The organism is Sporosarcina sp. SAFN-010 (assembly GCF_059415065.1).
This window is the reverse complement of record NZ_JBPFDS010000001.1, coordinates 60,464-73,993: the sequence shown is the minus strand read 5'-3', so window position 1 is coordinate 73,993 and position 13,530 is coordinate 60,464. Positions and strand designations below refer to the sequence as shown.

Sequence of the window (13,530 nt, the reverse complement as noted above, 5' to 3'; positions counted from 1 at the left end):
GTACATGTTGCGCTTGGATCTTCAGTTTTTCGCAGGTGAGAAAACGGAAAAAGCGACACCGAAAAAGCGAGAAGATTCTCGAAAAAAAGGTCAAGTCTTAAAGAGTCAAGATGTGACTAGTGCAATTGTGCTGCTTTCAGTATTCCTCTTTTTATTTTTTGCAGCAGGATTCATGAAAGATCGTTTTTATAAGTTTTTCAAGGAAACATTTCATACATACATAACGATGGAAAAGCTAGATATTGATCAGACCATGATAATCTACATGGAAGTCATTAAAGAAATGGCATTCATTATGTTGCCTGTCATGCTGGTTGCGATGGTAGCTGCAATCGCGGGTAATTTGATACAGTTTGGACTGCTATTCACGGGAGAGCCGTTGAAATTCGATTTGAAGAAAATCGACCCGATTAAAGGACTTAAACGAATTTTTTCTATAAAAGCAATCGTCGAGTTACTTAAATCATTGTTAAAGATTTCATTTATCGGTGGTGTTACATCAATAATTCTTTATTTTAATATTGATAAAGTATTGAATTTAGCGTTTAAAACACCGTCAGCTGTCATGAAGACCGTCGGTGAACTTGTTGCTTTGATGGGAATCACAGCTTCGTTTGTCTTGTTGTTTATTTCCATCCTCGATTTTCTTTACCAGAAATATGACTATGAAAAAAACTTAAAAATGTCGAAACAAGACATTAAAGATGAATATAAGAACTCAGAAGGCGATCCGTTGATAAAATCTAAGATCAAACAGCGTCAGCGTGAAATGGCCATGCGGAGAATGATGCAAGAAGTTCCGCAAGCTGATGTGGTCATTACGAACCCGACGCACTACGCGATCGCGATTAAGTATACAGATGGAGAAATGGATGCGCCTGTAGTTGTTGCTAAAGGTGTCGACTTCATTGCCCAAAAGATCAAACTCATAGCGAAAGAGAACGAAATTGTGACTGTCGAAAATCGACCGCTTGCTCGTGCGCTCTATACAGATACAGAGATCGGGGATCGAATTCCCGATCAATTTTTTAAAGCAGTTGCTGAAGTACTGGCGTATGTATACCGGATTCAGCGCAAAATTTAAATGAACAACAGAAAGTGGGGATGACATGCAGTTTAAAGATATCGGTGTACTCGCATCCGTAATTATGATTGTTGCGATGCTTGTCATTCCGTTGCCTCACTGGTTGCTCAGCTTCCTGATTATTATTAATATCACTCTCGCGCTGTTAGTGCTTCTCACAGCAATGAATATGCAAGAAGCGCTTCAGTTTTCAATATTTCCTTCATTGCTCCTTTTACTGACACTCTTTCGACTTGGTCTTAACGTATCTACTACTCGTGCGATTTTGAGTGACGGAAGTGCAGGGGGAGTCGTTGACACGTTCGGTTCGTTCGTAACCGGAGGCAACGTAATAGTAGGACTTGTCGTGTTCGTGATTTTGATCATTATTCAATTTATCGTTATTACTAAAGGATCGGAGCGTGTTTCGGAAGTTGCCGCTCGATTCACACTGGATGCAATGCCAGGGAAACAAATGAGTATTGACGCAGATTTGAACGCAGGAATGATTTCTGACACACAAGCAAGAGAACGCCGGGAAAAAGTGAGTAACGAAGCGGACTTTTATGGTGCCATGGATGGTGCAACAAAGTTCGTAAAAGGAGACGCAATAGCAGGGATTATCATAGTTATGATCAACTTGCTTGTTGGGATGATTATCGGGGTTGTCCAACTCGGTCTACCGTTTGCAGAAGCGGCAACAACGTTTTCTAAACTAACAGTCGGTGACGGAATCGTTTCCCAAATTCCAGCATTGCTCATTTCAACCGCAACCGGAATTGTGGTTACACGAGCTGCTTCAGAAGGCAACTTAGGAACAGATATTACGAGTCAGTTACTTGGGCAACCTAAGTTATTATACGTAGCAGCCGTAACGATTCTTTTGTTAGGACTTGCAACACCTATCAATGATATTTTAACAATTCCAGTTGCAATTGCTCTTGCGGTAAGTGCATTCATGATGTCACGACCTAAAGACGAAGATCCGGATGAATTACTGGAACTTGAAGAAAGCGAACAAACTGAAGGCCTAAAGAGTCCGGAAAACGTTGTGAACTTATTGAATGTAGATCCCGTAGAGTTCGAATTCGGCTATGGACTCATCCCTCTTGTCGATGCTTCCCAAGGAGGGGATTTGCTCGATCGTGTTGTCATGATCAGAAGACAGCTCGCCCTAGAACTTGGGCTGGTCATTCCAGTTGTACGGATTCGTGACAACATTCAGCTTCAGCCGAATGAGTACAGGATAAAAATTAAAGGTAGTGAAATGGCAAGAGGAGAGTTGTTGCTCGATCACTATTTAGCAATGAGTCCTGGTGGTGATGATTCAATCTCAGGAATAGACACTGTAGAACCTTCTTTCGGTCTTCCAGCAAAATGGATTACTGAAGAAGTAAAAGAGGATGCGGAAATCTTAGGATATACCGTAGTAGATCCTCCTAGTGTCGTTTCAACCCACTTGACAGAAATCATTCGTGCAAATGCCTCAGATTTGATTGGTCGTCAAGAGACGAAGCAACTGATCGATCATGTGCATGAGTCCTATCCGATTCTTGTGGATGAACTTACACCAACGCCGCTATCTGTAGGTGAGATTCAAAAAGTGTTGGCGAAGTTGTTGAGTGAGCATGTATCGATCCGGAACTTGCCAATTATCTTTGAAACACTAGCGGATTCTTCAAAATATACGGCTGACGTAGATTTGTTGACGGAGTATGCTAGACAGTCACTCGCGCGGCAAATCACTGAACAATATACGCCTCAAGGACAAGCATTGAAAGTCATGACTGTCTCTGGAAAAGTTGAAAAACTGATTGCAGATAGTGTCCAACAAACTGAACAGGGAAACTACTTAACGATTGACCCTCAAAACTCGCAGGCAATCTTGGAATCGATTGCTAGTGAAGTGGAACGTGTTGCGTTACTGGACCAATCGCCTGTCATACTCTGTTCACCAGCAGTCAGAATGTACCTGAGACAAATTACGGAACGCTATTTCCCGCAAATCCCAATCTTGTCTTATAATGAATTGGAAGCTTCTGTGGAAGTACAGAGTGTAGGGGTGGTGGATGTCGCATGAAAATGAAAAAGTATACAGCAGATACAATGGTCCAAGCGATGGAGAAAATCCGTCAAGACTTTGGTGACGACTCGGTTATTCTGAGTTCTACCATTGTCCAATCTAAAGGGTTTTTAGGACTATTTAAAAAGAAAAGCGTAGAAGTCGTTGCAGGATATGACGAACCGATTATCGTTAAAGAAAAAACAGTTCCATCGTTCTCGTCGCAACTGAAAACTGAATATGCACAAGAAGACGTGATGGATGATTTGAAAAAAGAAATGAAGGAAATGAAACAACTTCTTAAGACGAATCATGCTCCGCTTGAATTTAACCAATACCCTGAAGAAATGCAGTCATTGTTGACGAGATTGAGCGCGCAAGAGTTGAATAATGGGACAATCCAAAAAATTGCCAGTGAGATTTTTGGACGTATGAAAGCTGAAAAAGTTGATTTTACAGTTGATGAACAGAAAAAAATCGCGCGTGAAATTTTGAAAGATGAGCTTGCAGACTTGCCGTTCGGTGGTGTTCATTTTAAAAAGAAATATGTGAACGTACTTGGACCGACAGGAGTCGGAAAAACAACGACAATCGCTAAAATTGCAGCGCGTTCACTCATTGAGAATAAACGCAAAGTAGGATTCATAACTACAGACACGTATAGAATTGCCGCAATCGAACAATTACGAACCTATGCTAATTTGCTTCAATCACCAGTTGAAGTAGCTTATAATGATACCGACTTCAAACAGGCATTAGAGAATCTGTCTTCGAAAGATGTTGTGTTCATTGACACAGCAGGTCGTAATTATAAAGAGAAAAAGTTTGTAGATGATTTGAAACAACTTATCGATTTTGAATTGGAAATGGAATCGTATTTAGTTCTTTCTACTACAACGAAAGAGTCAGATATGCGGTCGATCGTCGACCAATTCTTAGAATTTCCGATTTCTCAATTTATCTTTACAAAATTGGATGAAACAGAAACTATCGGACCAGTGTTCAATATGTTGATAGATTATAATATGGGAATTGCATATGTAACAGATGGTCAAGAAGTGCCAGAAGACCTGGAAGAAGCAACGGTTGAAAAGATATTGACTCTCTTACTTGAGGAGGGAGCACATGCGTGATCAGGCGGAAGCGCTTCGACTGAAGATGATGAAAGCAGAAGGAACCGCAGCCCGTTCCATTGCTGTAATTAGTGGAAAAGGTGGAGTTGGAAAAACGAATTTCACAACTAATTTTGCAAGTAGCCTACAATCTCAAGGAAAGAGCGTCATCATCGTAGACATGGACATCGGCATGGGGAATGTCCATATCTTACTCGGTGAATCAGCTCAATATGGTTTGAAGGAATATTTAACGGGAGACCGTACTTTGGTAGAAGTAATTGCTGAAAGTGCAGACGGATTAAGTTTTATTTCTGGAGGATCTGGTCTGGAAACTGTATTGGAATGGACAGAAAGTCGCTTTGAAAGGCTCATTGAAGCCTTTGAAACACTACAACAGCAGTACGATTATATATTGTTCGATATGGGTGCTGGGGCTTCGGAAAGTTCAATTGAACTGATTGTAGCAGTAGATGAAATCATTGTAATTGCGACATCCGAACCGACATCCATTACAGATGCATACTCAATGATGAAATTCATTTGTCTGAGAGATTCAGAAAAAAAGTTCTTCATTGTAAATAATCGAGTACAGCCAAAAGAAGATGGAAATGAAGCTGTAACTCGCTTGCAGTTTGCTATGAGGAAGTTTTTGAATAAGGAAACGACTTTGTTAGGAGCACTTCCTGAAGATGCTGCCGTCCATAAATCAGTTGTTGCACAACAACCTTTCGTAAAACTTTACCCGAATGCCACGATTTCTCGTAGAATGAATGCAATTGCTACTAACTATATTTCATCAGGAACCGATATAGATAGTAAAGAGGGCAGTACGTTTCTTGGACAACTCAAAAAAATATTTGCGAGGGGACGTGGATGACTGTGGATACGAACGTTTCCAAGAGAGTACTGATTGCAGATGACTCTGCATTTATGCGCAAATTAATATCTGAAATCATCTCATCTCATCCCTCCCTTGAAGTGGTCGGTACGGCAAGAAACGGACAAGAAGCAGTAGATAAGGCACGTCTGTTAAAGCCTGATGTGATGACGCTTGATATTGAAATGCCAGTCCTTGATGGCTTAGGTGCACTCCAGCAAATCATGAAGGAGAATCCATTGCCAGTTGTTATGCTGTCTAGTACGACGAAAGAAGGCGCCGAAAATACTATTCGTGCTATGGAATATGGGGCAGTGGACTTCATCACAAAGCCTGGAGGCGCAATCTCACTCAATTTACGTGATAGTGAAAAGATTATTATAGAAAAAGTGTTTGATGCATCTCAAATCGATATGGTTAAAATCTTACCCCGCAGAGCGAATGCAACACCATCTAACTCTACAGTAGCAACGACTGGAACAAAATTGGTGGTTAAACCAAAACGTTCGTTTGTTTCTCCTACTGAAGGAGCACTCCCACGCTCTGCGGTAAAGCAATTCATAATTATAGGTACATCGACAGGGGGTCCAAGAGCCCTTCAACAAGTGCTCGTCTCGCTTCCTAAAAATGTCGGTGTCCCAATTTTAATTGTTCAACACATGCCAGCAGGATTTACAAAATCCCTTGCGGATCGCTTAAACAGTTTGTGTAATATTTCAGTAAAAGAAGCTGAAAATGGAGAGCTTATTGAGAAAAATACAGCGTATATTGCACCAGGCGGTAAGCATCTGAAAGTAGCACGTGTAGGAGTTAGCTACGCCATTCGTCTTGATGACCAAGATGCACCTCGGATGGGACATCGTCCAGCTGTCGATGTCTTACTGGAATCAGTTTCAGAGTTATCGGAATTACAATTTGTAACAGCAATTATGACCGGAATGGGCCATGACGGACTTCAAGGCATGAAAATACTCAAAGAACATTGCACGACGTTTACGATTGCTGAGTCTGAAGAAACAGCTGTTGTCTATGGCATGCCAAGAGCTATACAAGAAGCAGGACTCGCAAACATCTCAGCACATGTACAAGATATCGGTAAGTTACTTACAGAGCATGTAAAGTCTTAAGGAGGCATTTTGATGGATACAAATCAGTACTTGGAAATGTTCCTGGAAGAGAGTAAAGAGCATCTCCAGGCGTGTAACGAACAATTACTAGAACTTGAGAAAAACCCAGATGATCTTGCGATTGTCAACGAAATATTCAGAGCGGCCCATACTCTAAAAGGGATGTCTGCAACGATGGGGTATGAAGATATTGCGAATCTGACGCATAAGATGGAAAACGTACTTGATGCAATTCGGAATTCTAAAATCCGTGTTACTTCTGAAATTTTAGATGTCGTGTTTGAGTCTTCGGATGCACTTGAAGAAATGGTTATCGATATCGAAGAAGGCGGAAGCGGAAAAAAAGATGTCGAGAAATTAGTGACGATGCTAAACCAAATTGAAGCGGGTAAATCGCCACTAGCTGTTGTAGAAGAAAAAACGGTGAAAACAGTGTCTGAAGAGGAATCTGGTGGACTTGTTTACGATGACTTTGAACAAACTGTAGTTTCACAGTCTATTGAACAAGGCTTTAATGCATTCGAACTAAAAGTAATTCTACGTGATGATTGCCTACTCAAAGCGGCTCGTGTATTCATGGTGTTCGAAATTCTTGAAAAAGCAGGAGAAATCATTAAAACTTTCCCGACTGTCGAGCGGTTGGAGAATGAAGAGTTCGATAGCCAATTTACGGTCGTGATCATTACGAAAGAAGACGCGGAAGAGTTAAAAGCAAAAGTACAGAAAGTATCTGAAATTGAACAGGTTGAAATTCGGTCAGTCCAATTTCACTCGGCAGCTTTTGAGGTAGCTACAACAATGGAAGCACCAGTTGCTGGGCCAGTTGTACAATCTGCTCAGCAGACTGCAAAAAAAGAACCTACCGCTACCAAGCGTTCTAGCAGTGCTCATTCTGCAAACAAGACGATCCGTGTCAATATTGATCGTTTGGATGTACTTATGAATCTGTTTGAGGAATTAGTTATAGATAGAGGGCGCCTCCAGTCCATCGCAACAGAATTACAAAATGCTGAGCTGAATGAAACGACGGAACGGATGACTCGAATTTCCGGAGACTTGCAAAATATCATTTTAAATATGCGTATGGTGCCAGTTGAGACTGTGTTTAATCGTTTCCCTAAAATGGTTCGTCAGTTAGCGCGGGATCTCGATAAGAAAATCAACCTTGAAATCATCGGGGCTGAAACAGAGTTGGACCGAACAGTTATTGATGAAATCGGAGATCCTCTAGTCCACCTCATCCGAAATGCGTTGGATCACGGAGTGGAAAATCCAGCAGATCGCATTGCAGCAGGTAAACCGGAAGAAGGAACTGTAACGTTACGCGCTTATCATTCCGGTAATCATGTGTTCATTGAATTAGAAGATGATGGTGCAGGGGTGAATCGTGCGCGTGTTCTAAAAAAAGCAATTGAGCGCGGTATCGTTACTGAAGAGATTGCTGAAACCTTGACAGATAAGCAAGTTGCAGAACTTATTTTGTCATCAGGCTTTTCAACTGCTGAAAAGCTGACAGACGTTTCTGGACGAGGTGTAGGTCTGGATGTTGTGAAGAGCACGATTGAATCACTAGGTGGACATATTTCAATCGAATCTAAAGAAGGCCAAGGTTCGTTATTCCAAGTACAGCTACCACTTACACTTTCAATCATTTCGGTTATGCTCGTACAAATGCAAAAAGAGATTTTTGCTGTTCCGTTGTCATCCATTATTGAAACAGCAATTATCCAAAATAGTGATATTTTGAATGCCCATAATCAGCGGGTCATCGATTTCCGAGGTAAAATTGTTCCACTTGTGGATCTTCGTGAGATTTTCGATACGGGTCTTCCAGAAGAACCTGAAGAACTCAAGTCGGTCGTCATCGTTCGTAAAGGTGAGAGTTTGGCAGCGCTTGTCGTTGACTCGTTCATCGGACAACAAGAAATTGTACTGAAATCACTCGGTAACTACTTACAGAGCGTTTTCGCACTATCTGGAGCTACAATCCTCGGAAACGGTCAAGTTGCACTAATTGTAGACTGCAATGCGCTCATCAAATAAGTAGGAGGGAATCCAATGACAGCTGTAACTGAAAATAATGTAATGAAAACAATCGTATTTCGATTGCTCGACAAAGAGTATGCCATTGAAGTGGATGTCGTTCAGTCCATTGAAAAATTATTACTCATGACAATTACGCGAATTCCCGGTGTACCTTCATATGTTAAAGGGGTCATCAATTTACGAGGGATGGTAACGCCTATTGTCGATTTACGGAATCGATTTGACTTGCCAGAAATGGAGTACAATGACAATACGCGCATCATAATCGTCAATCTTGAAAACTTTGATGTAGGTCTCATTGTAGACGATGCCAATGATGTAATTGATATACCTGTGAATGCATTGGAATCCCAGCCAGAAGTTGTCGGGTCTGTAGAATCGGAATTTGTGGCAGGTGTTGCAAAGATTGAGAAACGACTCCTCGTTATGCTCAACTTGGACAATGTGCTACGTCCGATTAGGAACGTGAATGCGGATGAAAACTGAACTCAACATATCTGATATGCATTTAGATGTTCTCAAAGAAATCGGCAATATTGGAGCAGCTCATGCGGCAACATCTCTGTCCGAGCTTCTTCAACGGAAAATCGACATGCACGTCCCGAAAGTTGCACTTGTGTCATTTGACGACATGTTCGAACTTGCGGGAGGAAGTGAGAATGTAGTTGTTGGGATTTTCTTGAGAATAGAAGGGGATTTATCTGGAAGCATGTTCTTTGTTCTTCCGATTGATTCCGCTAACCGTTTTATTCGGCGTTTAATCGGAGATCCTCAATTTGACTTTTCAACTCCGGAATCGATTGGTGAAATTGGTATTTCTGCGATGCAAGAACTAGGAAATATCTTGTCCGGCTCCTATTTGTCTGCATTGTCGGATTTCACAGGACTGAAGATTTATCCGACGGTTCCGTCATTAAGTGTCGATATGGTAGGTGCGATTGTGAGCTTTGGACTAATCGAAGTGTCACACTACAGTGATGAAGTCATTGTAATCGATACAAAGATTGTTGAAGAAGATGAAAACGATAAGAGTGTAGACGGGCACTTCTTTTTACTCCCAGATCCCCCTTCTTACATCACAATTTTTAAATCACTAGGTGTGATGTAATATGGAAATGGTGAAAACAGTAGTAAGAGTTGGGATTGCAGACATGAACATTGTTCGAGAGCCAGACACGATTCGAACATCAGGTCTCGGTTCATGCGTTGGTGTTGTGTTGTATGATGAACGACGAAAGATTGCTGGCATGGTGCACGTCATGTTACCTGACAGTTCTCTTGGCAAAGGGGATTCCATTAATGTTGCAAAATTTGCAGATACGGGTATTTATTCCCTAATGGAGCAATTGAAAGTAGAAGGTGTCCGTCCTATGTCTTTGAAAGCGAAGATTGCTGGAGGTTCTCAAATGTTCCAGTTCGGTTCAGGAGATACAGTACGTATCGGTCCTCGTAATGTGGAAGCGGTAAAAAAAGAGCTTGCTAGACTTTCCATACCGTTAGTAGCAGAAGATACGGGTGGATCCAATGGCCGTACAATAGAGTTCGATCCTGCAGTCGGTACATTGCAAGTACGTACGGTGAACACTGGAACTATGGAAATATAAACGAACGCACAGTGGTTTCAGTTAGTGAAACTGCTGTTTTTTTTATGAAAAAATGATAGATGTTCACTGTCTTTACTACCTATACTTTGCTATAATAACTAGTATGATAGTGTCGAAATATACAATGTTGCACGGAAGCGAGGGATTCTATGTCGAAAAAAGACATTACGGAAGAGACATATTGGGACCTGTGGTTAAACAAACGTGATCCTGATGCTGGAGATGCGCTCGTCCGTAAATATATGCCGCTCGTAAATTATCACGTCCAGCGCATAGGTTCTGGATTACCGCGTAATGTTTCCAGAGATGACGTCAAAAGCCTTGGTTACCAAGGATTATTTGACGCTCTTACAAAATTCGATCCAAGTAGAGACTTGAAATTTGATACATACGCTTCGTTCCGAATCCGTGGTAGCATCCTTGATGGATTACGGAAAGAGGATTGGCTACCGCGCTCGTCGAGAGAAAAGTCGAAAAAGTTAGAAGAACAAATCAGTAAAATTGAACAGAAACTGATGCGGACAGTGACACCCGAAGAAATTGCTGAGCATACAGGGATAGATGTGTCTGAAGTTTATCTGACCGTCCAGGAGCATTACTTTTCCAGTGTCCTTTCTATCGATGAACGAATGAATGATGATGAAGACGATTCAGGGAAAAGCTTTGTTTTAAAAGATGAAAAAACAGTGACTCCTGAGCAGCATTCGGTAAAACGCGAACTGTTAGGTGAAATGATACAGAAAATCAAAGACTTGAATGACAACGAACAACTTGTACTTAGTCTGTTTTATTCCGAAGAGATGACGCTTACTGAAATTGGAGAAATTCTCAACCTATCAACTTCACGTATTTCACAAATTCATTCGAAAGCACTTTTTAAGCTAAGAAAGTTATTGCTGCCTGAAGTGCTGGATCGGGGGGTATTATGAGTCTAAAGTCGATAGAACTACAAATTGCAATCCCGAAAACTTTTGATGCAGGAAAACTGACAGAACAAAAGAATCAGCAGACTATGCTTAATCATCAGCAAGCAGCAGCTCAAACTGATCAACAAGTGATGAAAAACCGTAATACAGTAATCGAATCGGCTGAGTCTGAAAAAACCAAGAACGCAAGAAATTCTTCGAATGAAGAAAAGTCTGAGGACAATGAGCAGCAGGAAGATTCTCAACAGAAGGAACATATACACGTAAGCCATCCTTATAAAGGCGGCTTCGTAGACTATACAGGGTGATGAAATGACGGCATTTTGGATTGCGGCACTTTTTGTATTGCAACTTGGTGGATTTTATATGATTGCTTTGTTGTATTTGCGAATGTCAAGATTGGATAAAACCGAGAAGAAACAACAGCAACTCATGAAAGAAATGGAAGATAGTCTGGCGCTCTATATTACTGAAGTCAAAGAAGAAAACGATCGTTTAATCGAACAACTTACAAAAATACAGAAAAATCCTCGAAATAATGAAAGTAAAGTTGAAGCGAAGAAATCGTCGGTCCCACATGACGATGAAGTGGCTGCGGCGTCTGTTTATTTTAACCCTAAGCCACCGACTTCTAAAGTTTTGGATTCCTATCGATCCCAGCAGCAACCTAATGAGACGAGCGCTGCAAAGACTCGCCCGGAGCCGAAACAAGAAACTGAATTTGAAACGGTTTACCGATTACACGATGAAGGACTTACGCTAAATGAAATTGCGAGCCAATTAAAAAAAGGTAAAACAGAAGTAGAGCTTATATTAAAGTTCAAAAGATAATTGTTGCGAAAGCAATGAGGCTTGTGCTATATTAGAAAGTGGTATTACTACACACGTGTATGGACGTACTGAGACGGTGCCGAAAGGTCGCTCAGCGGATGAAGTATGCGGAGGAATCCAACCAAACAGGAGGAAATAATTATGTCAGTAATTTCAATGAAACAATTGCTTGAAGCTGGTGTGCACTTCGGACACCAAACACGTCGCTGGAACCCGAAAATGAAGAAATTCATTTTTGTTGAGCGTAACGGAATCTACATCATCGATCTTCAAAAAACAGTTAAAAAGCTTGAAGAAGCTTATAACTTCATGCGCCAAGTTGGTGCTGACGGCGGAAAAGTACTTTTCGTTGGTACAAAGAAACAAGCACAAGATGCTATTAAAGAAGAAGCAGAACGTGCAGGCATGTACTACATCAACCAACGTTGGTTGGGAGGTACTTTGACTAACTTCGGTACTATCCAGAAGCGTATCAGCCGTATGAAACAAATTGAGAAAATGGAAGAGGATGGCACTTTCGCTGTGCTTCCTAAGAAAGAAGTTTCTCAACTTAAAAAAGAACACGAACGTCTTATCAAGTTCCTTGGCGGAATTCGTGATATGAAATCAATCCCAGACGTAATCTACGTAGTAGATCCACGTAAAGAGCGCATCGCTGTTGCGGAAGCTCATAAATTGAATATTCCACTCGTTGGTATCGTTGATACAAACTGCGATCCAGATGAGATTGACTACGTTATCCCTGCTAACGACGATGCAATCCGTGCGGTACGCCTTTTGACAAGCAAAATGGCAGACGCATTGCTTGAATCTAGACAAGGTGAAGACGAAGAAGCTGCTCAAGCAGAACAAACAGAAGCAGTTACTGCAGAGTAACTGAAAAATCAAAGACGATAAGCGGCCAATCCCCTTATCGTCTTTTTTAGAGAAACAAACCAAAATCAATAGCTTTTATAGGAGGAATACAACATGGCAGTTACAGCACAAATGGTAAAAGAACTTCGTGAAAAAACAGGCGCAGGTATGATGGATTGTAAAAAAGCACTTACAGAAGTCAATGGTGATATGGATGCAGCACTAGACTTCTTACGTGAAAAAGGTCTTTCTAGCGCAGCTAAAAAGGCAGATCGCATTGCTGCTGAAGGAACGACAACAATTGAAGTTTCCGGAAACGAAGCAATTATCCTTGAAATCAATGCTGAAACTGACTTCGTTGCTAAAAACGAAGGGTTCCAAACATTGGTTAAAGAAATCTCAGCTCACCTATTAAAAACTAAGCCTGAATCTGTAGAAGCAGCATTGACTACAACTATGGACAATGGACTTGTTGTAGCGGATTATATTTCAAACGCTATCGCTAAAATTGGTGAAAAGATCAGTCTTCGCCGTTTTGAAATCCGTACTAAAACAGATAATGACGCTTTCGGCGCTTACCTTCACATGGGTGGACGTATTTCCGTTCTTACAGTACTTGAAGGCTCTAAAGATGACGAAGCTGCAAAAGACGTAGCAATGCACATCGCTGCTATGAACCCTAAATACGTTTCACATGACCAAATTTCTGAAGAAGAAGTTGAGCATGAGCGTAAAATCCTTACTGAACAAGCTCTTAACGAAGGCAAGCCAGAAAACATCGTTGCTAAAATGGTTGAAGGACGTCTTCGTAAGTATTTCGAAGAAATCTGTGTACTTGATCAGCCATTCGTTAAGAACTCTGACCAAAAAGTTGGAGAATTCGTTACTTCTACTGGTGGAAAGCTAACAGAATTCATTCGTTACGAAGTAGGCGAAGGAATTGAAAAGCGCGAAGACAACTTTGCTGACGAAGTAATGAGCCAAGTTAACAAAGGATAATTAATTTAACTCATACTAATGGTAG

14 protein-coding genes are annotated in these 13,530 nt (G+C 41.1%); all 14 read left to right on the top strand.

All coding sequences use genetic code 11. The features are described 5' to 3' along the window. The first annotated feature begins 4 nt into the window (after positions 1–4). The 14 genes from flhB (at position 5) to tsf (ending at position 13,505) form a co-directional block, all read left to right on the top strand. Positions 5–1,084 carry a flagellar biosynthesis protein FlhB gene (gene flhB / locus ACR65F_RS00335; protein WP_039041932.1) on the top strand — a complete coding sequence of 360 codons (1,080 nt, stop codon included), beginning with the start codon at positions 5–7 and terminating at the stop codon, positions 1,082–1,084. Positions 1,085–1,109: 25 nt separating this feature from the next. Next, a complete protein-coding gene (gene flhA, locus ACR65F_RS00330) occupies positions 1,110–3,143 on the top strand; it encodes a flagellar biosynthesis protein FlhA (protein WP_440502726.1) in 2,034 nt (677 codons plus the stop codon). After that, entirely contained in the window at positions 3,140–4,258 is a 1,119-nt protein-coding gene (gene flhF, locus ACR65F_RS00325; protein WP_440502724.1) for a flagellar biosynthesis GTPase FlhF, read from the top strand. The genes flhA and flhF overlap by 4 nt, the downstream gene beginning before the upstream one ends. Next, the gene (locus ACR65F_RS00320; protein ID WP_039041935.1) at positions 4,251–5,117 is read left to right on the top strand and encodes a MinD/ParA family protein; all 867 of its coding nucleotides are present in this window, start codon (positions 4,251–4,253) and stop codon (positions 5,115–5,117) included. Before flhF ends, ACR65F_RS00320 begins: the two co-directional genes overlap by 8 nt. Further along, positions 5,114–6,244, top strand: coding sequence for a protein-glutamate methylesterase/protein-glutamine glutaminase (locus tag ACR65F_RS00315; RefSeq protein ID WP_440502723.1), 1,131 nt, complete (start codon positions 5,114–5,116; stop codon positions 6,242–6,244). The genes ACR65F_RS00320 and ACR65F_RS00315 overlap by 4 nt, the downstream gene beginning before the upstream one ends. A gap of 12 nt (positions 6,245–6,256) precedes the next feature. Further along, positions 6,257–8,287 carry a chemotaxis protein CheW gene (locus tag ACR65F_RS00310; RefSeq protein ID WP_440502722.1) on the top strand — a complete coding sequence of 677 codons (2,031 nt, stop codon included), beginning with the start codon at positions 6,257–6,259 and terminating at the stop codon, positions 8,285–8,287. Positions 8,288–8,302: 15 nt separating this feature from the next. Next, positions 8,303–8,776, top strand: a complete 474-nt coding sequence (locus tag ACR65F_RS00305) for a chemotaxis protein CheW (RefSeq protein ID WP_039041938.1) — start codon at positions 8,303–8,305, stop codon at positions 8,774–8,776. Beyond that, positions 8,766–9,398: a chemotaxis protein CheC gene (locus ACR65F_RS00300; protein WP_039041939.1), complete on the top strand. Its 633-nt coding sequence runs from the start codon at positions 8,766–8,768 to the stop codon at positions 9,396–9,398. Before ACR65F_RS00305 ends, ACR65F_RS00300 begins: the two co-directional genes overlap by 11 nt. 1 nt (position 9,399) lies before the next feature. Then, a complete protein-coding gene (locus ACR65F_RS00295; RefSeq protein WP_231567219.1) occupies positions 9,400–9,894 on the top strand; it encodes a chemotaxis protein CheD in 495 nt (164 codons plus the stop codon). A 149-nt stretch (positions 9,895–10,043) separates the two neighbouring features. Beyond that, positions 10,044–10,823, top strand: a complete 780-nt coding sequence (locus tag ACR65F_RS00290) for a FliA/WhiG family RNA polymerase sigma factor (RefSeq protein WP_440502719.1) — start codon at positions 10,044–10,046, stop codon at positions 10,821–10,823. After that, positions 10,820–11,128, top strand: a complete 309-nt coding sequence (locus ACR65F_RS00285) for a hypothetical protein (RefSeq protein ID WP_440502717.1) — start codon at positions 10,820–10,822, stop codon at positions 11,126–11,128. Before ACR65F_RS00290 ends, ACR65F_RS00285 begins: the two co-directional genes overlap by 4 nt. A 4-nt stretch (positions 11,129–11,132) precedes the next feature. Next, complete coding sequence (locus ACR65F_RS00280) at positions 11,133–11,651, top strand: hypothetical protein (protein ID WP_440502716.1); 519 nt, start codon at positions 11,133–11,135, stop codon at positions 11,649–11,651. Between the two features lie 141 nt (positions 11,652–11,792). Further along, on the top strand, positions 11,793–12,527 hold the full coding sequence (rpsB, locus tag ACR65F_RS00275) for a 30S ribosomal protein S2 (RefSeq protein ID WP_025785020.1): 735 nt from the start codon (positions 11,793–11,795) through the stop codon (positions 12,525–12,527). 93 nt (positions 12,528–12,620) lie between these two features. Beyond that, positions 12,621–13,505 carry a translation elongation factor Ts gene (tsf, locus tag ACR65F_RS00270; RefSeq protein WP_039041943.1) on the top strand — a complete coding sequence of 295 codons (885 nt, stop codon included), beginning with the start codon at positions 12,621–12,623 and terminating at the stop codon, positions 13,503–13,505. Positions 13,506–13,530 lie beyond the last annotated feature (25 nt).

Coding starts and splice junctions, on each gene's coding strand:
- flhB (WP_039041932.1), top strand. CDS start 5: ATGTTGCGCTTGGATCTTCAGTTTTTCGCAGGTGAGAAAACGGAAAAA.
- flhA (WP_440502726.1), top strand. CDS start 1,110: ATGCAGTTTAAAGATATCGGTGTACTCGCATCCGTAATTATGATTGTT.
- flhF (WP_440502724.1), top strand. CDS start 3,140: ATGAAAATGAAAAAGTATACAGCAGATACAATGGTCCAAGCGATGGAG.
- ACR65F_RS00320 (WP_039041935.1), top strand. CDS start 4,251: ATGCGTGATCAGGCGGAAGCGCTTCGACTGAAGATGATGAAAGCAGAA.
- ACR65F_RS00315 (WP_440502723.1), top strand. CDS start 5,114: ATGACTGTGGATACGAACGTTTCCAAGAGAGTACTGATTGCAGATGAC.
- ACR65F_RS00310 (WP_440502722.1), top strand. CDS start 6,257: ATGGATACAAATCAGTACTTGGAAATGTTCCTGGAAGAGAGTAAAGAG.
- ACR65F_RS00305 (WP_039041938.1), top strand. CDS start 8,303: ATGACAGCTGTAACTGAAAATAATGTAATGAAAACAATCGTATTTCGA.
- ACR65F_RS00300 (WP_039041939.1), top strand. CDS start 8,766: ATGAAAACTGAACTCAACATATCTGATATGCATTTAGATGTTCTCAAA.
- ACR65F_RS00295 (WP_231567219.1), top strand. CDS start 9,400: ATGGAAATGGTGAAAACAGTAGTAAGAGTTGGGATTGCAGACATGAAC.
- ACR65F_RS00290 (WP_440502719.1), top strand. CDS start 10,044: ATGTCGAAAAAAGACATTACGGAAGAGACATATTGGGACCTGTGGTTA.
- ACR65F_RS00285 (WP_440502717.1), top strand. CDS start 10,820: ATGAGTCTAAAGTCGATAGAACTACAAATTGCAATCCCGAAAACTTTT.
- ACR65F_RS00280 (WP_440502716.1), top strand. CDS start 11,133: ATGACGGCATTTTGGATTGCGGCACTTTTTGTATTGCAACTTGGTGGA.
- rpsB (WP_025785020.1), top strand. CDS start 11,793: ATGTCAGTAATTTCAATGAAACAATTGCTTGAAGCTGGTGTGCACTTC.
- tsf (WP_039041943.1), top strand. CDS start 12,621: ATGGCAGTTACAGCACAAATGGTAAAAGAACTTCGTGAAAAAACAGGC.